Below are 20,524 nucleotides of genomic sequence, written 5' to 3'. Positions count from 1 at the left end.
CCGCCTTGTCACCCGTTAAGCTAGTTACCACAATCACTAAGCAAGTGCAAGAATGGAAACAATTATACCCACATATTCAATCACCTGAACAATTACCTATTTTGGCTAACATGGCTAAATTAGGTGCTTCGTTGCCAGAAACCACAGTGCAAAAGTTGCACAACTGGGCTGATGGTAAAACTTCTTTGCGTCAGTTAGCGCGGCATCTAAACCGTGATATTTTAACAGTAGCCAAAGCCATATATCCTTATGTTCAGCAAGGTTGGTTGCAACTGATATATTCAGATACCTTCAAACCTAGTAAACCCGAGCCTAGTACTGAATCCAAACAGTACAAAGGGAGAATAGTATGTATTGAAGATACATTAGTGATTTGTGAGACGATAGAATCAATTTTAAAATTACAGGGTTATGAAGCGATTTCCATCACCAATCCCTTGCAAGCCTTGGGTCTAGTCTTTCAACTTCGGCCAGATTTAATTCTCTGCGACATTACAATGCCAGAACTAGATGGCTACGAAATTTGTGCAATGTTGCGGCATTCCACAGCCTTTCGACTTATACCAATTATCATGTTAACTGGTAAAGACGGATTTATTGATCGCGTTCGCGCCAGAATGGTAGGAGCAACAGATTATCTGACTAAACCCTTTACAGATCAAGAATTATTGATGCTGATAGAGCAGTATCTTAGCCCCGATTACTGAACAGGTATACAAATAGGATACAAGACTTGTTGATTGGATACAAAATAGGGTAAAAGATGCGATCACAAAAATAAAAACTGTTGTTTAACCAACTTCCATATACAGTAAAGTAGTGAAACAATAGAATTAATTTATACAGTTAATCTTTGTCATCAGAATCATTTATGTTCCGCCAGGGAATGTATAAATCAGGAGGTAAATAGAGATTTATGAGCACAGTCCTAATTGTTGAAGATAGTCTTGCCCAAAGAGAAATGATTACAGACCTACTCAAAGCCAGTGGGTTACAAGTGACTCATGCAGGTGATGGACTAGAAGCCCTAGAGGCCATTCAAGCTACACCTCCCGACTTAGTGGTTTTGGATATTGTTATGCCCCGCATGAATGGCTATGAACTCTGCCGTCGGTTAAAATCAGATCCCAAAACCCAAAATGTTCCCGTAGTGATGTGTTCTTCTAAAGGGGAAGAATTTGATCGCTACTGGGGCATGAAGCAAGGGGCAGATGCTTATATAGCCAAACCCTTTCAACCAACCGAGTTAGTGGGAACAGTCAAACAATTGCTGCGAGGATAAGGATGAAAATAACATGGTTAGCAAACCAGACTTTTTAAGTGGCACTGGGCAAGATCAATTCCGTCCTGAATTACAACTAGAAAGTCCTGAAGGTGAGTTACACCTGCGGTTTTTTCTGCCCTCACGTCAGGAATTTGCCTTACAAGCCACAGGTATTCGGGAAGTAATTGAACTTAGTCCAGATCGGATTACACCAATTCCGAATACATCGCCTTTACTTTTGGGTACGCTAAATTTACGGGGGAGATTAATTTGGGTCGCGGATCTGGGGCAATTTCTTGGGGAAACAACTCCATTAAATACCGATTGCTCAGAAATTCCCGTAATTGCGATTGAAGATCAGGACACAATTGTCGGCTTAGGAGTTGAAGAAATCTGTGGCATGGACTGGCTTGATGTACAACATCTAATGCCACATAACAATGTACCAGATACAATGACTCCGTTTTTACGGGGTGAGTGGTTATTTGAGACAGGACAAGAAAAAAAATCTTTGCGATTACTGGATCAAATAGCAATTTTACGTAGTGCGCGATGGGCAGGATGAACTTGGGAGGGTGCATATGGCAACACGTATAGATGATCAAAAACCAACTTATGACCAGGCCAGAATAGCCTATGAACAACAGGACTATGAACTAGCCGCAAGTTTAATTAATCAGTCACTGGAAAATTCACCAGCAGACCCTAACTCACACCTACTCAAAGGACACATTTACTATGTTCTACAACAGTATGAGGTAGCAAAAAACGAATATGAAACTGTACTACATTTAACAACGGATCAAGACCTAATCAATCTTGTTAATAGTTGTTTAGTCAACATAGACCAGTATATACAACCCTTTGGCAACTATGAAGATGCTCAGGGTTCTCCCTTTGCTATAGCCACAGATCAAGAAGAAAAAACTTTGGATTTAGGCATGAATGGCAATTTGCAACACAACGGTTTTGCATCCAACTCCTTCGCTGACTATGAAGGATCTATAGATCATGGGGAAGAAGCAGATATATCTAATCCTTTTTTAGCTGCTTCAGATAATATGGAAGCAGAAGCTAATTCATTTTTAGATTTAGCAGGGGCAATGAATGACGATCCTTTTGCTTTATCACCTATCTCATATGATGAAGATCCCATATCAGATGAACTAGAATTACCACCTTTTTGGCAAGAAGAGATTTCTGCAGATCAGAAAAATGCCGAGGTTAATAGCAATTTCGGTAATGGAATTTCAGGAATGAGTGATGATAGCAGCAGCTATTCACCTTTTGGCGAAACTAAATTATCAACTAATTATGATCAAGAATATGCCCCTGAAATACTGATCGGTGAAGATCTCAATCATAATTTTGACGATATCACCCCCAGTCAAGAAGAGGACTATGTAGAAACTAACCTACCGGCAAGCAACAATAATATAGAAAATAACTGGCAAAATAACCTGGAAGAAGACTTGTATGCAAATGACCAGGATAGCTGGGTAGATGAAGTATCCGAATTTATACTCCCTGTAGCTGAGACACAAATTAGTAATTATCAACCAGTCTCTGCATCATCAGGTAACAATTCTACATTATCACAACAGCAATCAACTATGAATAGCTTTGATGATGATAATTTTGATTTAGATGCCTTTGAATCGGCCTTTGGGGCGGAATATGAAAAAGACTTTAGCTCTGAAACCTTTATCACCCAAGATAATACTAATAATTTATCCTCTGGGAACACCACCAAGAATAATATAGAGTTTTTAAACGACTTTGATGAATTTGATGATCTCGGTAATATCCCAGGATTTGAACTTGCTGAAGAAGGTGATTTTTCAGATGGGGGTATGCTATCAGAGTCCCTAGATAGTCGGGGTGATTTACTGAATCAGTTTGTTGATGGTTCATCCGATGATCTTGGTGATCGGGATGAAGAATTATTCACCATCACCGGCGCACAAGATCCGGTCTTTACCCAGTCAGGTGTTGCCAAGATAGAACCAAATGTGGTTGTTGAACAAGGCTTATTTGGCTTCTTTGAAAACGCTTCTCTAGACCAGAAACAGTGGTACATAGCCGGTGCCGTGGGTTTGGCATCAGCATTAGTGGTCGCTGTCGTCACCGCAGTAGGAACATTGATGTCACCACCCCAACAGAGGGAATCTATCAGAAATACAGGCTGGTTAATGGCTTTAGCTGCCGGGGTGACAGGAGGAGCGACAGCAGGTTTTATGGGCAATCTGACTCTCAAGCAAATTCGCCGCACTACTCAAGACTTACAAGCCCAATTTGATGCAGTGCGTCAAGGTAATTTGAATGTGGAAGTAACCGTCTATTCAGAAGACGAGTTAGGCTATTTAGCCACTGGCTTTAATGATATGGCCAGAGTAATTTTTACTACTACCAATGAAGCCCAGCGCAAAGCCATTGAACAGGAAGAAGCCAAAGAAAACCTCCAACGCCAGGTAATTCGCCTCCTAGACGACGTAGAAGGAGCAGCTAGAGGAGATTTGACGGTACAAGCAGAGGTAACAGCCGACGTACTGGGCGCAGTAGCAGATGCCTTTAACCTGACCATTCAAAACCTCCGGGATATAGTCCAACAGGTAAAAGTGGCAGCACGGGATGTAACCAAGGGTTCAACCAATTCGGAAACCTTTGCGCGAGCCTTATCTGGGGATGCTTTACGTCAAGCGGAAGAATTAGCTGTCACCTTAAATTCTGTACAGGTGATGACCGATTCCATTCAACGAGTCGCAGAAGCTGCTAGAGAAGCAGAATCTGTAGCCCGTGATGCTAGTCAAATCGCCCAAAAAGGTGGAGAAGCAGTAGAAAACACCGTAGCAGGGATTTTAGAAATTCGGGAAACAGTAGCAGAAACTACCCGGAAGGTGAAAAGACTAGCAGAATCTTCCCAAGAAATTAACTCCATCATTGCTCTAGTATCTCAAATTGCCTCCCGCACCAACTTACTCGCACTCAACGCTAGCATTGAAGCTGCCAGAGCAGGTGAGGCCGGACGAGGATTTGCCATTGTAGCTGATGAAGTCCGCCAATTAGCAGATAAATCCGCTAAATCACTCAAAGAAATTGAGCAGATTGTAATGCAAATTCAAAGCGAAACTAGCTCAGTAATGATGGCAATGGAAGAAGGAACACAACAGGTAATTCACCAAACCAAACTAGCAGAAGAAGCTAAAAAATCCCTCGACAACATCATTCAAGTAGCAGATCACATTGATATGCTAGTACGTTCAATTACCAGTGATACCGTAGAACAAACGGAAACATCTCGCTCTGTAGCCCAAGTAGTGCAATCCGTAGAACTAACAGCACAAGAAACCTCTCAAGAAGCACAGAGAGTTTCTGGAGCATTGCAACATTTAGTCGGAGTCTCCCGCGATTTGATTGCTTCCGTAGAACGCTTCCGAGTGGAAACAATTGAAACCAAGTAAGTAGGTTAGTATTGAAAATCGTCGTTATGGCAAGGCAAGAGGCAATCATACAAGAGGCAAGAGTGAAGAGGGTTTGGGCGATTTTACTTTTCTTTTTTACCTGATTTAAACTTATGACCATGCAACCAGATCAACAACAACGGATTTTAGGTTACTTCCTCGAAGAAGCTAGAGAACACCTAAACACCATCGAACAAGGATTACTTAATCTACAAAGCACTCTCGACGATGCAGAAATGATTCAAGAAGTCTTTCGAGCAGCCCATTCTATTAAGGGTGGTGCTGCTATGCTGGGCTTGAGTAGTATTCAGCACACATCCCACCGTCTTGAGGATTGCTTTAAAATCCTTAAGGATCATCCCATTCAAATAGACCAAACTTTAGAATCTTTACTCTTGGGTGTTTGTGACACCTTAAAATCTCTCATAGATCACCTGGGAAATCCCTTTGGTTTATCGGAAGAAACTGCCCAAGAGTTAATGTCTAAAACAGAACCAGTAATGCAAACTCTGCATAATCATATAGAAACACTGGTAGGACATGGAAACTTAGAAGAAGCAACCACTAATACTCCCGGCATTCATCCACCAACACAGATACCTGTAGCACCACAGATATCTAAATCTCCAGCAACAATTAGCCAAAATCAAGACTGGACAGAATTTCAAAGTCAGGTGTTACAAATCCTGCGGGAAATGTTGCAACTATTTAAACAAACTAGTCTATCTTCTTCTCGTGAAAATTTACAGAAATGTTGTGAGCAATTAGGGACAATTGGTAGGGACTTAAATTTATCTCATTGGTGTAATTTATGTGAATCGGTGGCTGAAGCTATATCTAATCCAGACAATAGCTATCTAACCTTAGCTAAAATCATTATTACTGAAATTAAACAGGCACAAGAATTAGTTCTACAAAATAGAGATGCAGAAATTGTTGTTAGTCAACAGCTACAAAATTTACTACCTCTTCCTGAACTAGAATTATTAGAATTTGACGAACCAGATAGCAATCTCTCTTTATTTTCTACTACAGACCAAGAACCATCCGTCAGTCCCACCAACAAAAATAGCTTTACAGAACTATCTTTATTTAATGATCATCAATCAAGAATTCTGGGCAACAATACCCTTGGCCATCCCCTAGATCACGCTGGGTCAGAAGTAGGAATTTCTGAGTTAAATAGCCTAGCTGATTTATTTGAGGGTGATATACCTGAATTAGATGATAGTTGGCAACAAGAAGAAATATTAGAAGATATCAATAGCGATAGCGAAGCGCTTCGCTATCAAACTCAATCATCATTATTACAAGCAGAAACAGATTTAAGTTTGTTATTTGATAATAATTTCTTAGAAATAGAAAATGATGCCCCATCAAATACCACGGATAATTATCAATTGTTAGAATCTAGTCATAGTTTAGCTAATGAAACAGATTTACAATTTCCTAAAAACGATGTTCTAGAAGAATTAATCTCTATTTCTAGAGAATCTCACCAAAATACTCTAGTTCATGAGATCAGTAATGGTGATTCTATGGAAGAATTACTGATCTTTACAGAAGATAATGAATTATATGAATTATCTTTTGATGGGGAATTAACTACACCAGAAATAACATTTGAAACTGAGACAGATCTTAATAGTTTATTTTCGCCACCTGTTAGTGAAGATATATCTGCTTCTACTCCCATACTCACAAATACTAGAACTGTAAAGATTCCAGAAATTAAGCCATCAGCACCAGAAAGTTTATCTTTAGATAATCTTTTTTCTCAAGTGGAGGAAAACATCTCTGTAGTTAGAAATGAAATTGATGATTTATTTGGTACGCCAGATACAATTAATAATGTGTCTAGTTCTGTAGATAATTTAGATAATTTCTGGGATGATCTCAATCCTTTAGATTCAGGTATAGATATTACAGCTAATCAAGATGTAGCTAGAGAACTGGAAGAAAGTTTATTTAGTGCATCATTTGAGAATGTGAGCAACAATAAATCTACTCAGAGTAATAATTTAGATGGAGATTTTAATTTCGTTGTTCAAAATCAATCAGAAACTTTTAATATATTCTTCACCCCTGACATCAACATCAATAATCAAAACATAGATATATTTAACCAAATTCCAGACGTAACCTCAACCCCCACCAATCCAAATACTAAAAAACTTCCCTTACCCTTAACCAACGAATTTTCCCCAACCTCAAAAACAGTAAACCCTATCCCAGAAATAACCACCAACTCCGATCCAAAAATACCCCCACCAATTACTAACAGCAGCGACAATAACCTATCCTTCTCTAAGAAAAAAACAACATTTAACACAGAAAATATCCAGTCACAACCAACCACCAAAAACCATCACAATCAATCATCAACAAAAAATGAACCAGACCTCAAATCCACCCCTACCGACCTTAAACCAGCATCCAACCTAATACCAGAACCAAAACCTAAACTAAAAAAACCACCATCAAATAACCCTGAATCCATCGAAATCCTTCTAGACAACCCTCCAGCACAAACAACAATAGAACTATCCTCCATAGATAAACTCACAGCCATAGAATCCCCCTCAAATCAACCTCTACCAGAAACCCTAAATAAAATTACAGCCATAGAAACCTCATCAAACAACTCCTCAACAGAAAACACTCATGACATAGCCATTGAAGACAAAGACTTTGCCGCCCTAGAAGCATTACTAAATGAAAGTAACTCACCAGAAATTAACATCACCCAACCAGCCACCAATCAACCAACCTCAATCAAAACCATAAACACCCCTTCCCCATCAAAACTCAAAGATGAATTTAGCGAACTAGAAGACCTATTAGCCCAAGTTGATCAAGACATATCCACTACGGCCTCTACGTCACAGAAAACAACCAGTAAAATCCCCCGTCCTAGCAACAGCCCCCGCAGGACAAAAGAAGAAACCATGAAAATCCCCATTAAGCAACTCGATGAAATGAGTAACCTAATCGGGGAATTGGTAGTAAATCGTAATACTTTGGAACAGAATCATCAACGACTCCGCCAATCTTTAGATAACCTATTGGTACAAGTACAGCATCTCTCAGATGTCGGGGTGAGAATGCAAGAATACTATGAGCGATCGCTCCTAGAATCATCCCTATTAACCAATCGTCGCACCAGAGAACACAACACCACCGCCATCCATAATCACAACAACACTGGACACAGAGGATTCAGCGAAATTGAAATGGATAGATTTACACCCTTCCATATCCTGGCACAAGAAATGATTGAATTTATTGTGCGAACTCGGGAATCATCCAGTGATATTGACTTTATTAGTGAGGAAACGGAACAGGTAACCCGACAACTACGACAGGCGACTAGCCAGTTACAAGAAGGTTTAACAAAGGCGCGAATGATTCCCTTCGCCCAAACTATTGATCGTCTACGGCGAGGGGTGCGAGATAACGCTATTAAATACGGTAAACAAATAGAACTAGTAACAGAAGGGGCGGATACTTTAGTTGACAAAATGATTTTAGATCATCTTACAGATCCTTTAACTCACATAATCAATAATGCGATCGCCCACGGAATTGAACCCCCAGACATACGACAATCTGTTGGCAAGTCACCCATAGGGACGATCACTATTCGTACCTTGCAACAAGGAAACCAAACCATAATTTCCGTCAGCGACGACGGTGCTGGTATTGATCATCAAAAGGTTAAAAACAAAGCTGTCAAAAAAGGCATCCTTACGCCCCAACAAGCAGAAACGATGTCCCGACTAGAAACCTATGAACTATTGTTTCTTCCTAGTTTCAGCACTGCTGATGAGATAGATGATATTAAGGGACGAGGCATAGGTATGAATGTGGTTCAAAACGACATCAGCGAAATTCGGGGCGTAATTGGCACTGATTCCACTCTAGGACAGGGTACTACTTTTACGATTCGCTTACCTCTGACTCTGAGTATTTGCAAGGCTATATTTTGTGTGTTTGATCGGGCTAGAATTGCTTTCCCTATAGATAGCGTAGAAGATACTCTGGAGATTCCTGCTAATGACGTTCAAAAAGATGGGAATGGACAATTATTTATTCACTGGCGCGACACCATACTGCCTTTCAAACCTTTGAAGGAAATATTAAGATTTAATCGTCACTTGACTCGTGGCAATATGTATACTGCCGCTAAAAATGATGAGTTACTTTCTGTTATTGTTGTCCGTTCAGGCAGTACGATGATTGCGCTGCAAATCGATCAAGTCTTGAGTGAGCAGGAAATTGTGATCAAGCAACTTGAAAATCCAGCCCCTAAACCTAGTGGGATTGCTGGGGCTACTGTCCTTGGTGACGGTATGATTATGCCCATCGCTGATGTGCTAGAAATCATTGATATTTTCCAAGGTAAAATGTCTAAGCATATCGGACCGAGTTGGCAACAGCCTAATTTACCATCAAACAAGGCGATCGCCAATAAACTAGAAACTACTGTATTAATTGTGGACGACTCAATTACAGTCCGGGAACTCCTATCCCTCACCTTCAATAAAGCTGGTTATCGTGTAGAACAAGCCCGTGATGGACAGGAGGCTTGGGACAAACTGCGTTCTGGCTTACCTTGTGATATTGTTTTTTGTGATATTGAAATGCCTCGTTGTGATGGACTTGAATTGTTATCACGGATTCAAAAGGATAGCAGTTTGAATAATTTACCTATTGCGATGCTCACCTCACGCGGTGCTGATAAACATAGACAAATGGCGGTACAACTTGGCGCTAGTGGTTACTTTACTAAACCCTATTTGGAAGAAGCTCTTGTAGAAGCTGCTTCACGAATGCTTAAAGGGGAAAAATTGGTAACTGCTTAGTAGGAGGCAGGGGGGCAGGGGGTTCTCGAATCGAGTTAAAGTATTTGTGAGGTTAGAAAATATAACACCAGTTAAAATTATTAATCCTTACAGTTTTGAATGAATTAGTACAGCCTGTATTAGTTATCTGATGAGGATTATAGCGATTGTCATCCTGGAAAGTGACAGAAGAGGGTTATTATACTTGTCCTAGCAAAACCGTTGAATACTTCCTATGCTAAAATTGTATTGTTCTGTAAAGAATTAGGGATTAAACCGCAGTTTTAAGGGGGTATTTTATGCAAGTTACAATTGAGTTATCTGATGATTTAGGTAATCAACTTTTGCAAATGCCAGATATGCAGCTATTAGTACAGAAAGCTGTGGAAAAAATGTTATTAGAAGAGCAAAAAAGACGAGCTACCAATGATTTATTAGTTGAACAGAGAGAATTGTTACAACAAACTAGCAATGATGAAATCTTACCAATTACGCGATCGCTAGTGGGAATTTTAAAGGGTTCTTATGTTGATGTGGCGGACTATAAAAAACATTTAGAGGAAAAATATCTTTGAAAATTGTACTTGATACAAACATTGTTCTTGATCTTTTACTAGAGCGTGAACCTTTTGCTAGTTTATCTATTAATTTATTTAATGCGATTGAGAAGAAAATTATTCAAGGTTATCTTTGTGCGACAACGATAACTACGATTGATTATTTGTTAACTAAATCAGTAGGAAAACAGTCAGCTAAGGTTTATATTAATCAATTGCTTAATTTATTTGCAATCGCAGAAGTTAATGATGTGATATTGAAAGCAGCGATAAATTCAGATTTTTCTGATTTTGAGGATGCTGTTTTATATCATTCAGGAGTTTATACAGATGTTGATGGTTTTGTGACTCGAAATAGCAAAGATTTTAAGACTGCTAGTTTGCCTATTTATAGTCCCATTGAACTACTCAGAATTATTCAGGAAATAAAGCATGACTGACAGTATTTCATGATAACTAATTACAGCAGATTCGATGTTTATGAGGTACAGTAACCAATTGAACTTCAAGTTTTAAAACTACCTTCTAAAATTGGTGTACCTCACTTACTTCAAAAGTGCTGTATGTGCGAAGTGAGAGAGCCTACAACAATTAAACACTGATAATTTCTGTAAGTTGCTCACATAAGCGTTGAGCATTGCCAAGAATGCGTTGGGTTTCAGCACGAATTTGATTAAATTCCTGACGTTCAGTTTCAGTCATTGCTTCTTGTCGTCCCCGTTTATCGCTCAGTTCGGTAATAATTTTTTGGGTATTGTCCAATAGTGCATTTACCTCTTGTTCCAATTTTTCTTTTAGCACCTTAAAAGCCGTTGTAATCTGATCATCTATTGTTTGCTCTAGTCGTTGCTCTCGAATGTGCTTGTCAAGTGCTTCTAAAGTTTCTTCTGTGTAATTTTTCCGGTAGTTTTCTATAAGATCATCAGCAAATATCTTACTTGCTAATCCACCTCCTGTAAAAATAGAAATAACACCACCAATAAGTAAAACAGGTAAAGTTATGGGTGCGCCTAAAAAACCAGCTACCATTCCAATACCAAACAAAGTACCAAAACTAGCACCAGCGCCAACCAACGCTCCTTTTACCCCTGCGGCACGATATCCTGACCAAATACCACCAAATCCTGTAAATACTGATAGACCTACAGTGATTGCTTCTGCTGCTGCACTGGTTTTGCGGTTGGAACTTACCTCAACTTGAACAAATTGCATTTCAATGTTTGTGATTGCTTGTCCAACAGATTGAGCAAAATCTTGTAACCGTTCAACTTCTTTGTCTCTTCCTTTCTGAATTTCATCTTGAATTTTCTGAGATATTTTATCTGTGCGATGTCGTAGAGCATTTTCGACTGTCTTACTTAGCTTATTAGCTAGAGATTTTTTAGTATTATCATTTTTTACTTCTCTTGGCTCTATTTTTGTGTCTCGAATTGCTTCCTCTGCTGCTTGTTTTAACTCAGTAGAAAAATTAGAGATTAAAGGACGAACTAATAATTTCACATTGGCAGCAGCACCATCAATGAGCCTAAATTCCGTAGTCTGTCTTTCTCGAATTGCTGCAATCTCAGCTAAACTTTTTTCACGAGCTGCTTGAAACTCTTCTTGCTTCATTGCCAAAGCACTTTCTTGAATGTTAATGGTAGTGAGAATTTCTTTAGATGAAGTAATTACCCGATTAGCTGGTACTTCCAGAAGAATCACACCTCTCTCTTGAGTGAGAAATTTTTCCAATGCTACTTCAAATTGCTTAAATCCACTTTGAAATAATAAATTCTGATCACCTTTTTGTTTTGCCTCTAAAGCCTGTTTAATATAAATACCAAACACTTTAGGCGTGCCAATTTTTTGTTTATAGATTGTATATTCTTCAGAATCTTTACCAAATTGATTTTCAGCCCTTTCTAGCACATATTTTTGAATCCTATTTTTTACACTCTGAAGTATACGCTCTGTTTGTTCAGGAGTATAACTATCCCAAATATTGACAACAAAAATAACACGACCTAAATCATTTGTTAGTAACTTGTTTTCTAGTAAATCTCTTTCAAACTGAGAAAAAGGTGACTGGGCTAAAATAATCATAATAGCTGCGTCAACTTGGGGTAAAACTGACAGAGTAACCTCAGTCATATTCTGGTCATCATTTAACCCTGGTGTATCAATAACGTCAATATTATTTTGACAATAAGGTATGGGATAATAGACAATTGCTTCTTTAATTGACTGGGCAGTAATTTCAGATTCTGGTGTTAACTTAGTAACATAATCATTTAGTTTCTCAATAGGAATTTGCTCTTGATTACCGTCTTTAAAAATAATTTTCACTTCTGGCTTTACACCATAAGTAACTCGATTTAGTGTGGCAGAACAAGGCAAAATATCAGAAGGTAAAATTTCCTGACCTAAAAGAGCATTAATAAAGGTACTTTTCCCACGTTTAAATTCACCAACTACGGCAATAGAAAAAGTCCTTTGTTCAATCCGTTGTAAAACATCATCAATTAATCCGATTGATTTTGTGAGCTTTAATTTTTGAGAAAACCTTCGCAATTTTTCTAAATCACTTATTAGCGTGCGCTCGATTTTATTATACTCTAAAACAGAATCAAGAGAAATATTAGATGGAGTTATAGATGTCATGGTTTTGTTTTTCCTGGTAAATATATTTGATTGTATCGTAGAGACCTAGAATTTATACTCTGAGTAAGCAGAATTTTTCAGAAAGTTTTTTAGCGTCATCTAAAACCTGATTAACTTTCTCTTTCTTGTGACTAATTTCTTGCTGTTCAACCATTATTTTAGTTTCAAGTTTTGCATAATTTTCTACCATTTGATTCTGAATATTATCTAATATTGGTTTAACCTCATTCACTAATAAAATTTGTACTTCCTCTAATCCATAACAGGCTTGATAAACATAGCTGTTTACAGCTTGATTAACATTCATTAATCTTAATTGATTATCAATTTCTGCTATTACTTGAGGTAAATAGTTTTCTTTGAATTTCTCCTTTCTCATATTATCACCAACTGCTGCACCAATATATCCTCCAATTACACCTCCCAATGGACCTAATAATGATAAACCAATGGTAGCACCAGTAGTGGTTGCAATACCACTTGCCTCCTTTGTAAATACAAAGATTTCAGATTTTGAAGAAAACGAAAGAGATAAGTTAGTTAACTGTTTTTGGTTAAATATTTCAAGGGATTTATTCAATTTATATCGAATATTATCTATAGCTTTTTTATTAATTGTTTCCGATGCTCCTAAATGACTGATTGCGTTATTTAGCTGCGGAATATCTTTTTCAAATAAATCAATAAAATCCTTGACTCGTAACCATTCTGTACTTAATGCTTGTTTAGTTTCTGATTGAATTTTGTTAGCTAACTCTATTGTTGCAGTTTGCAAATAATTTGATACCCGTTCAGCCAAGTTCTTCTCTTCGTTAATATTTAAAACACTTGTTTCGATAATCTGTTTAGAAATTTGTTTGAGATTATTCTCTAGTTGAAAATATGATGTAGTTATCTGTTGTTTAATACTGGTGAGTGTCACATTAATTGATTGCATAATTTCCGACAAGATACGAATAAGCAAGATAATTTCATTGTTGATACTTTTACTGGATACATTGAACTTTAATTGCTTCTGTTTTAGCATAGATTCTTGTTCAAGAATAATTTTTAAAATTTCCTGACTCCAGTTAATTATCCGATTATTGGTGATTTCTAATTGTATTAATCCTCTCTGCTGATTAATTAACGTTTTCAGAGCATATTCAAAATTAACAAATAAGCTTTTGGCTAGTAATTGTTGATTATGAGATTGTTTAGCTTGTAAAGCTTCAAATGCAGAAATTCCAAAAATTTTAAAATTGCCAATTTTTCTTAGATTATCTGGAGAATTTAATTGTTGTTCAGACCAATCTTTAATGCACTTCTTTATACGATTTTTAATTAAACTAATTACTTTTATCGCAGCTTCATGAGATGGGAAAGCATCTATTCTATTTACTACAAATAGCACATGATTTATGCCATTTTCTAGTAGTGTATTTGTAAAAAATTCACCTTCTGATATACTAAAAGGTGATTGAGCAGAAATTACCATAATTACTAAATCACATTGATTGATCATGGTATAAGTTACAGCGGTCATTTCTTCGTCGTCACTTAATCCTGGAGTATCAATAATTTCGACATTGTTTTGACAATATGGGATTGGATAATAAACAATTGCTTCTTTAATTTTTGCGGCTGTGGCTTCTGATTTTGAAGTCAATTTTGTAACATAATTGGACAATTCTAGAATTTCAATTTCTTGTTCGCTACCATCTTTAAAAGCAACTTTTGCTGCTGGTGTTAAACTATAAATAATTCGGCTGGGAGTAGCAGTAGTAGCTAAAATATCTGACGGTAATATTTCTTGTCCTAACAAAGCATTAATAAAGGTACTTTTACCGCGATTAAAGTCCCCTAATACGACAATTTTGAAGGAATTGTTTTCAATTCGCTTGAGAGATTCACTAATTATTTCAACTAAATTTGTTAGATTTAATTCTTGAGATAAATCTTGTAGATACTTCAATGAAGATATAATTTTTAGTAGCGATTGCCTATAATCTATAGAGGATGAATTTGTGGGTGGACTCATAGCTAATCTTTAGTTCTTGCAGTTGTTCAGTATTTACTCACTTATAGGTGTAATTTTATCATTAATTGTTGTGGATTTAGAAATTGCGCTCGTATACTCAAATATAATTACCATACTACTATGTAAACATACTTGTACTTTGGTGACAACGAATTTTTTCTAAGTTATGCCATTAAAATAGTGCGATCGCATATCCCAGATCAACAATAGGGAAACTGTAACTATACAGTATACTCCCCAGAATCCAAGCAAACCATTCCTCAATCATGATTCAGATATCATGACTTCCTGGCACATTTTGCAGTAAAATTATTGCTTTGATATACAAGGAAGACAAAAAAAATGACCCGTGTGATCATCGTGCGTCATGGTCAAAGTACCTACAATATAGAAAAACGTATTCAAGGGCGTACTGATGCCTCATTATTAACCGCAAAAGGTCAAAATGATGCCAGTCAAGCAGGAAAAGCCCTCAGCAGTATTTCCTTTCAAGCTATTTATAGTAGTCCCCTCCAGCGAGCAAAATCAACAGCCGAAATTATTCGCAGTCAACTAGCAGAACAATCTCCCGTCATTCAAATAGATGAAAACTTAGTAGAAGTTGATTTACCCCTCTGGGTAGGAATGACAACCAGTGAAGTTAAAGAAAAATTAACAGAAGATTACCGCATCTGGAAAGAACGTCCCCACGAATTGCGGATGGTTTTAGATGCACCCTCAGGAACTAAAGAACATTTCCCGGTTTTAGCTTTATACACCCAAGCTAAACAATTTTGGCAAGATATTCTCCCCCAACACCAAGGCGAAACCATCCTCATTGTCGGTCATAATGGCATCAATCGCGCCTTAATTAGCACAGCTTTGGGAATTTCCCCCAGTCGCTACCATTGTTTACAACAATCTAACTGCGGCATTAGTATCTTGAATTTTGCCGGTGGTTTGGGTGAACCCGTACAGTTAGAATCTATGAATCAAACCCAACACCTGGGCGAAACTTTCCCTTCTCTGCGTCCTGGTCATAAAGGCGTAAGATTATTATTAGTCCGTCATGGGGAAACCGAATGGAATCGTCAAGGCAAATTTCAAGGACAAATTGATATTCCCCTCAATGATAATGGCAGAAACCAAGCCGGAAAAGCCGCCGAATTTCTCAAAAATGTAAATATTGATTTTGCTGTCAGCAGCACTATGTCCCGTCCTAAAGAAACAGCCGAAATTATCTTAAAAAATCATCCTAATTTAATATTAGAATTATTTGATGGTTTAAGAGAAATTAGTCATGGACTTTGGGAAGGTAAATTTGAATCAGAAATTGAACAAGAATTTCCTGGAGAATTAGAACGTTGGCGCACAATTCCAGCAGAAGTACAGATGCCAGAAGGCGAAAATTTAGAACAGGTAAAAGAACGCAGTGTTAGTGATTGGCATACCATAGTTAAAAATGCCGAATCCCAGCAATTACAACTAGGATTAGTAGTTGCCCATGATGCCACAAATAAAACTTTATTGTGTCATATTCTCGGTTTATCTAACGAAAATTTCTGGAACTTCCGTCAAGGTAACGGTGCTGTAACGGTGATTGATTATCCTGATGGTATTCAAGATTATCCAGTTCTACAAGCCATGAATATTACTGGACATTTAAGTAATAGTGTTCTTGATAAAACCGCCGCCGGTGCATTGTAATCTGGAAAAATCATTGGGGTAATTTATTATTACCCCTAACCCAACATGGACATAGATAAACGTAGATAAATAATGAAAACACCAAAAATTGATGTCCCTAATACAGTATTATATAGAGGATCTGACCGTGCAACTTTACCATAAACCAGTGCGAATAAAGAAGAATTTTTTACAAAAGATTATCAAAGATTTATCATTTCCGAAATTGATCATTTTATCCAAAGAGAAGACACCCCAACAGTAATTACAGCTATACTCACTCCCATTTAAAACTTCTAAATCCTCAATTTTATTTTATGCACCTACCTTCCTTTTTATGGTTATGGAAAATAGCCGCCTGGTCAATGGGTTTATCTTTAGTCGCTTACTTATTTTTAGCTATGACTGGTATTTGGATGTTAAAAGTTAGAAATAACCCCATGTCTTTTGGTCTTCTATTACCCTGGTATCGTCGTCAAGTGCGATCGCTTCATTATATCATCGGTATCATCATGGTTAGTCTAGTCTTACTACTTCTAGCTGTTGGTATTGTGGGGACATTAGGACATTTTGGTTCATTAGGACATTCACCCCATTTAATTGCCGGGTTAATAGTAGTAATATTAACTTTAGTATCAGCCTTTAGTGCCACTCAAATTAATACCGAAAACCCTTGGGCTAGACCTGTGCATATTAGTTGTAATATGTGCTTATTATTAGGATTTACATGGGTATCTCTCACTGGTTGGAGTGTCGTACAAAAATATTTACCTTAATTACAGCATATTTCATTCAAAAGATCCCCGACTGCTTTTATTTATTGTGTCCATAAATGATCAATTTTATTCACAACTAATTGAGGACATTAACTAATTAGGACTTACGCAAGATGTAACTGAAACCCTGATTATTTCCTAGGGGTAATTCATGTAGCTTGCCCTCGTTCTATTTTGCGTAAGTCCTGCTAATTATCAACTCTATCGCTTTTCACCTGTTGTTTACTACCCATCCACCAAGCTAGTCCACCCATAAATACCACCCCCATAACTCCCTGCAAAGGATTATTATTTACGCCTGTAACCCAGTCAGGAACTTGACCGGAATATTTGGTTAATTGTCCCACATTAATAATGTAATAACCCCACACTAACCCACCATGCAAACCAATAGGTAAACCCAAACGTCCCCGTCTCCAACGTTTTCCCCATACCTGCGTTAACCCCAACAGCACTAAAGCCGGAAACTGAGGTAAAGTATGAATAATTGCCTCTAAAGGCTTAATAAAATGGGATACAGCAAATAAAATTGCATCTATCCCAAGGGCTATATTTAATTTATAATCTCGTTGTAATTCATCTAACAACCAACCCCGAAATAATAATTCTTCTGCAAACCCCACACCTAAACTAACTAATAAACCTTCTAAAATTATTTTGCCTAAAAATACTTTGGGTTGTTGCCATACTAACCAACCAAGGACAGCTTCTAAACCAAATAAAACTAAAACACAAGTTAATCCAATGGCTAACCCTTGCAACAAGTCTACACCATTTATTCGCGTAAATTCTAACCCATAATGGCTAAATATTCCTGATTTCTGGTAAACTTTTTTGCCCCAAATATTCAGCAGAAAAATAAACTCTACATATAATATTACCAGCGTTAAAATACTTTTTAAATTTGTATTTTTAACTAACCAATAAATTGGTAAAGCTAGGGGCAACCATAACATTAATAAACATAAAATAAAACAACCCACCCTGAGAGGGGCGGGAATTTGGGCAATTTTCCCTAAATTAATTTTCATCATCGAATTAAGCTAACCATCATTAGTCAATACTATGCAGCAGTTTGCGAAGCTATGAGGTACACATTTTGCGGGCAAGATGCCCGCACCACAAAAGTTTGATTATGGTTGTACCTCATTTGAATGAAATATGCTGTATATTTTTGCCAATGACTAATGACCAGGAATTTTAGATTTTAGATTAAAAAAATTTGGTACAGCATGGGAGTCCTTCAGGATAGAAAAATCATAAATCCAAAATCCAAAATCGAGTGGCCAATAACTATTCATCAGGTTCAATCGTACTATGTAAACCATGACTTTTGAGGGTTTCACAATAAAACTCCGCGTGTTCTTGAGCGCACGTAATAACTAAAGCTAATCCGTTATGGTGAGCTTCCATCATAATACTAACAGCTTGCGGTTGGGTAATGCTATTAACAGTAGTCATTAGCACTTGCACAACGTACTCCATGGGATTGAAATCATCATTATGGAGCAAAACGCGATATCGAGGCGCAAGCTTACGGGTTGTAGAACGCTTCTCAATGGTTTCGACTGACACGGTTCTTTGCTCTTGTATTGTTAGGTTGATTTAATATGTTTCCTGTTGAGCATTTGCTAAACAGTTATTTACTTTTGCAGCCACCGTATTTTCATCTTGAAATAATTTTGGGGTTGCTCAAAGGTTTTTCCCCGATCATTATAACACAAATAGAGGGAATTGGCCATTGATGATAGAGCAAAAAAATTATACTTTGCTTTTATGCACCACAAAAAATTTTTGGGTATTTTTTGAGTTGGAAGTCCCTAAGTCCTGATCAAAATACTTTCCACTTTGTTCCCTGTTCCCTGTTATAGAATAAAGGAATGTAGAATCCAGTGATATGCTTATGGATAACAGTCCCAAATTTCAATCAGGGCAAATAGTATCTTTAGACTATAGCAACCAACATCTTTATGCAGAAGTTATTGAAACAGTTGTTTCCCGTCAATTGTGTTGGGTACGTCCTTTGCTATTGGTAAACTCTACTGAGGAATTACCACTGATTGTAGATGTTCGAGATGTATCTGATTTATTATGGCCACTGGAATTGTTTAGAGCGCCTTTAGATACAGAAGTTATTGATTTTCTAGGGCAGATTTTCCCCAAAGAAATAAAATTTGAATCTGATTTAGCAGCTAAACAGCAATTTAATTCATTTATTCATCAACTGTGGCAAGCATACCAAAAAGAAGACTATTCTAGCACACAGAATTAATTAGCACAATCCATGATTTTAGTTGTGCTGTCAGTTAGTCAGTATAGTGTTTGTTAAACAGAGGTATTATCAGCTACTTACGGTCAATCCATAACCAGCTAAGGCATATTAATATTCAATTCTATCTTGTGGCCAGAAGACTAGCCCCAAGTCGGAACTAACTGTACTCTACCAGCATCCATCTCTGCCATAAGTAATTCTAATGCTTCGTAGTCAACATCAGAGATATGTCCCAGTTTTGTCAGTTCGGAGTTGATCTCATTTTCGATTTCTGGGGTTAATTTGCGGATATACAGGGCTTTTTCCACTAATTGACGAATAACATATTGAGTATTCATGATCAATGCACCAAGTTAGAGTTGCTAATCATTATCTAAGACAATTACTGGTGTTACAGGTGATTTGCTTTTCTATTTTTTGTGATCTAGATCACCACTAAATCCCTAAAGCATGAGTGAATAGTTCCGTTTTTTTGTCAACCAGATGATGAAAAATCAAGGTTGATATCTACAGAAAAACTAACTGCAAGTACCTATAATTTAGCCATCAACCAGTGTAATGGCAATCGCCGCAGATGATGAATCTGCATTCAGGGTGTATATGTATATTGTTTTGTAACTGGGCAAAAAAAAATGTATTTATATATACATTTCTCTGGCGGGTAGGCATAATCTTTAAACAAAGTTAGTAAATTTATAAGGAAAATGCCGAAAACCCTTGAAGGTGGGGCTGACTCAGGAAGCCACACCTGGGCTTTAGACAAGGGATGAAGGCTAGCACCGCAGGGCGGAAGTCATGCATTCAAAAGTCAAAAGTCAAAAGTCAAAACGAACACAGTATAGGCTTTTGGGGGATTTATAATTGTTGGTTTATTTACGCCGTGCTGTACTAGTTGCAGGATTTATCCTGCATTGACGTTAATGCCTTACTCTTCAATATATTTTTTCACTGTTTCCGTGGAAATATTCATTGTATAATAGTTACAGGTCGTAAACAATCAACCAATGATAGTTCTAGAATATAAA

At 37.4% G+C, this 20,524-nt stretch carries 15 protein-coding genes; 10 read left to right on the top strand and 5 right to left on the bottom strand.

What is annotated here, in order from left to right; translation table 11 throughout:
• The 7 genes from CUN59_RS07405 to CUN59_RS07375 form a co-directional block, all read left to right on the top strand.
• Positions 1-707: response regulator (locus CUN59_RS07405; RefSeq protein ID WP_133164008.1), on the top strand; the 707-nt coding region annotated here is incomplete at its 5' end.
• 209 nt (positions 708-916) lie between these two features.
• Entirely contained in the window at positions 917-1,282 is a 366-nt protein-coding gene (locus tag CUN59_RS07400) for a response regulator transcription factor (protein ID WP_104387241.1), read from the top strand.
• Positions 1,283-1,295: 13 nt separating this feature from the next.
• Positions 1,296-1,829, top strand: coding sequence for a chemotaxis protein CheW (locus CUN59_RS07395; RefSeq protein WP_104387240.1), 534 nt, complete (start codon positions 1,296-1,298; stop codon positions 1,827-1,829).
• A 16-nt stretch (positions 1,830-1,845) separates the two neighbouring features.
• The gene (locus tag CUN59_RS07390; RefSeq protein WP_104387239.1) at positions 1,846-4,725 is read left to right on the top strand and encodes a methyl-accepting chemotaxis protein; all 2,880 of its coding nucleotides are present in this window, start codon (positions 1,846-1,848) and stop codon (positions 4,723-4,725) included.
• A gap of 119 nt (positions 4,726-4,844) precedes the next feature.
• Positions 4,845-9,590 carry a hybrid sensor histidine kinase/response regulator gene (locus CUN59_RS07385; protein ID WP_104387243.1) on the top strand — a complete coding sequence of 1,582 codons (4,746 nt, stop codon included), beginning with the start codon at positions 4,845-4,847 and terminating at the stop codon, positions 9,588-9,590.
• A gap of 278 nt (positions 9,591-9,868) precedes the next feature.
• Positions 9,869-10,144, top strand: coding sequence for a hypothetical protein (locus tag CUN59_RS07380; protein ID WP_104387238.1), 276 nt, complete (start codon positions 9,869-9,871; stop codon positions 10,142-10,144).
• Positions 10,141-10,566 (top strand): PIN domain-containing protein, encoded by a 426-nt coding sequence (locus CUN59_RS07375; protein WP_104387237.1) that lies wholly within the window; start codon positions 10,141-10,143, stop codon positions 10,564-10,566. The genes CUN59_RS07380 and CUN59_RS07375 overlap by 4 nt, the downstream gene beginning before the upstream one ends.
• 151 nt (positions 10,567-10,717) lie before the next feature.
• Here the strand turns inward: CUN59_RS07375 and CUN59_RS07370 are convergent, their stop codons facing one another.
• Positions 10,718-12,766 (bottom strand): dynamin family protein, encoded by a 2,049-nt coding sequence (locus CUN59_RS07370; RefSeq protein WP_104387236.1) that lies wholly within the window; start codon positions 12,764-12,766, stop codon positions 10,718-10,720.
• A 52-nt stretch (positions 12,767-12,818) separates the two neighbouring features.
• A complete protein-coding gene (locus CUN59_RS07365; protein ID WP_104387235.1) occupies positions 12,819-14,786 on the bottom strand; it encodes a dynamin family protein in 1,968 nt (655 codons plus the stop codon).
• A 342-nt stretch (positions 14,787-15,128) separates the two neighbouring features.
• Here CUN59_RS07365 and CUN59_RS07360 point away from each other — a divergent pair, with 342 nt between their 5' ends.
• Positions 15,129-16,472, top strand: a complete 1,344-nt coding sequence (locus CUN59_RS07360; RefSeq protein WP_104387234.1) for a histidine phosphatase family protein — start codon at positions 15,129-15,131, stop codon at positions 16,470-16,472.
• 296 nt (positions 16,473-16,768) lie between these two features.
• Positions 16,769-17,227 carry a DUF4079 domain-containing protein gene (locus CUN59_RS07355; RefSeq protein WP_104387233.1) on the top strand — a complete coding sequence of 153 codons (459 nt, stop codon included), beginning with the start codon at positions 16,769-16,771 and terminating at the stop codon, positions 17,225-17,227.
• A 188-nt stretch (positions 17,228-17,415) separates the two neighbouring features.
• On the opposite strand, the gene CUN59_RS07350 is transcribed toward CUN59_RS07355, so the two are convergent.
• Together CUN59_RS07350 and clpS are read right to left on the bottom strand one after the other, a co-directional pair.
• On the bottom strand, positions 17,416-18,258 hold the full coding sequence (locus tag CUN59_RS07350) for a CPBP family intramembrane glutamic endopeptidase (RefSeq protein WP_104387242.1): 843 nt from the start codon (positions 18,256-18,258) through the stop codon (positions 17,416-17,418).
• A gap of 262 nt (positions 18,259-18,520) precedes the next feature.
• On the bottom strand, positions 18,521-18,802 hold the full coding sequence (gene clpS, locus CUN59_RS07345) for an ATP-dependent Clp protease adapter ClpS (RefSeq protein WP_104387232.1): 282 nt from the start codon (positions 18,800-18,802) through the stop codon (positions 18,521-18,523).
• A 328-nt stretch (positions 18,803-19,130) separates the two neighbouring features.
• Between clpS and CUN59_RS07340 the strand changes: the two genes are divergently transcribed.
• The gene (locus tag CUN59_RS07340) at positions 19,131-19,499 is read left to right on the top strand and encodes a hypothetical protein (protein ID WP_104387231.1); all 369 of its coding nucleotides are present in this window, start codon (positions 19,131-19,133) and stop codon (positions 19,497-19,499) included.
• A gap of 140 nt (positions 19,500-19,639) precedes the next feature.
• On the opposite strand, the gene CUN59_RS07335 is transcribed toward CUN59_RS07340, so the two are convergent.
• On the bottom strand, positions 19,640-19,837 hold the full coding sequence (locus CUN59_RS07335) for a hypothetical protein (RefSeq protein WP_104387230.1): 198 nt from the start codon (positions 19,835-19,837) through the stop codon (positions 19,640-19,642).
• Between the last annotated feature and the right edge of the window lie 687 nt (positions 19,838-20,524).

The sequence above is a fragment of the Cuspidothrix issatschenkoi CHARLIE-1 genome (assembly GCF_002934005.1).
Classification (GTDB): domain Bacteria; phylum Cyanobacteriota; class Cyanobacteriia; order Cyanobacteriales; family Nostocaceae; genus Cuspidothrix; species Cuspidothrix issatschenkoi.
Note: the sequence above shows the minus strand (reverse complement) of the source record. Positions and strands in the feature narration are given on the sequence as shown.

Coding starts and splice junctions, on each gene's coding strand:
- CUN59_RS07355 (WP_104387233.1), top strand. CDS start 16,769: ATGCACCTACCTTCCTTTTTATGGTTATGGAAAATAGCCGCCTGGTCA.
- CUN59_RS07395 (WP_104387240.1), top strand. CDS start 1,296: ATGGTTAGCAAACCAGACTTTTTAAGTGGCACTGGGCAAGATCAATTC.
- CUN59_RS07390 (WP_104387239.1), top strand. CDS start 1,846: ATGGCAACACGTATAGATGATCAAAAACCAACTTATGACCAGGCCAGA.
- CUN59_RS07335 (WP_104387230.1), bottom strand. CDS start 19,837: ATGAATACTCAATATGTTATTCGTCAATTAGTGGAAAAAGCCCTGTAT.
- CUN59_RS07350 (WP_104387242.1), bottom strand. CDS start 18,258: ATGAAAATTAATTTAGGGAAAATTGCCCAAATTCCCGCCCCTCTCAGG.
- CUN59_RS07360 (WP_104387234.1), top strand. CDS start 15,129: ATGACCCGTGTGATCATCGTGCGTCATGGTCAAAGTACCTACAATATA.
- CUN59_RS07340 (WP_104387231.1), top strand. CDS start 19,131: ATGGATAACAGTCCCAAATTTCAATCAGGGCAAATAGTATCTTTAGAC.
- CUN59_RS07380 (WP_104387238.1), top strand. CDS start 9,869: ATGCAAGTTACAATTGAGTTATCTGATGATTTAGGTAATCAACTTTTG.
- CUN59_RS07370 (WP_104387236.1), bottom strand. CDS start 12,766: ATGACATCTATAACTCCATCTAATATTTCTCTTGATTCTGTTTTAGAG.
- CUN59_RS07400 (WP_104387241.1), top strand. CDS start 917: ATGAGCACAGTCCTAATTGTTGAAGATAGTCTTGCCCAAAGAGAAATG.
- CUN59_RS07365 (WP_104387235.1), bottom strand. CDS start 14,786: ATGAGTCCACCCACAAATTCATCCTCTATAGATTATAGGCAATCGCTA.
- CUN59_RS07385 (WP_104387243.1), top strand. CDS start 4,845: ATGCAACCAGATCAACAACAACGGATTTTAGGTTACTTCCTCGAAGAA.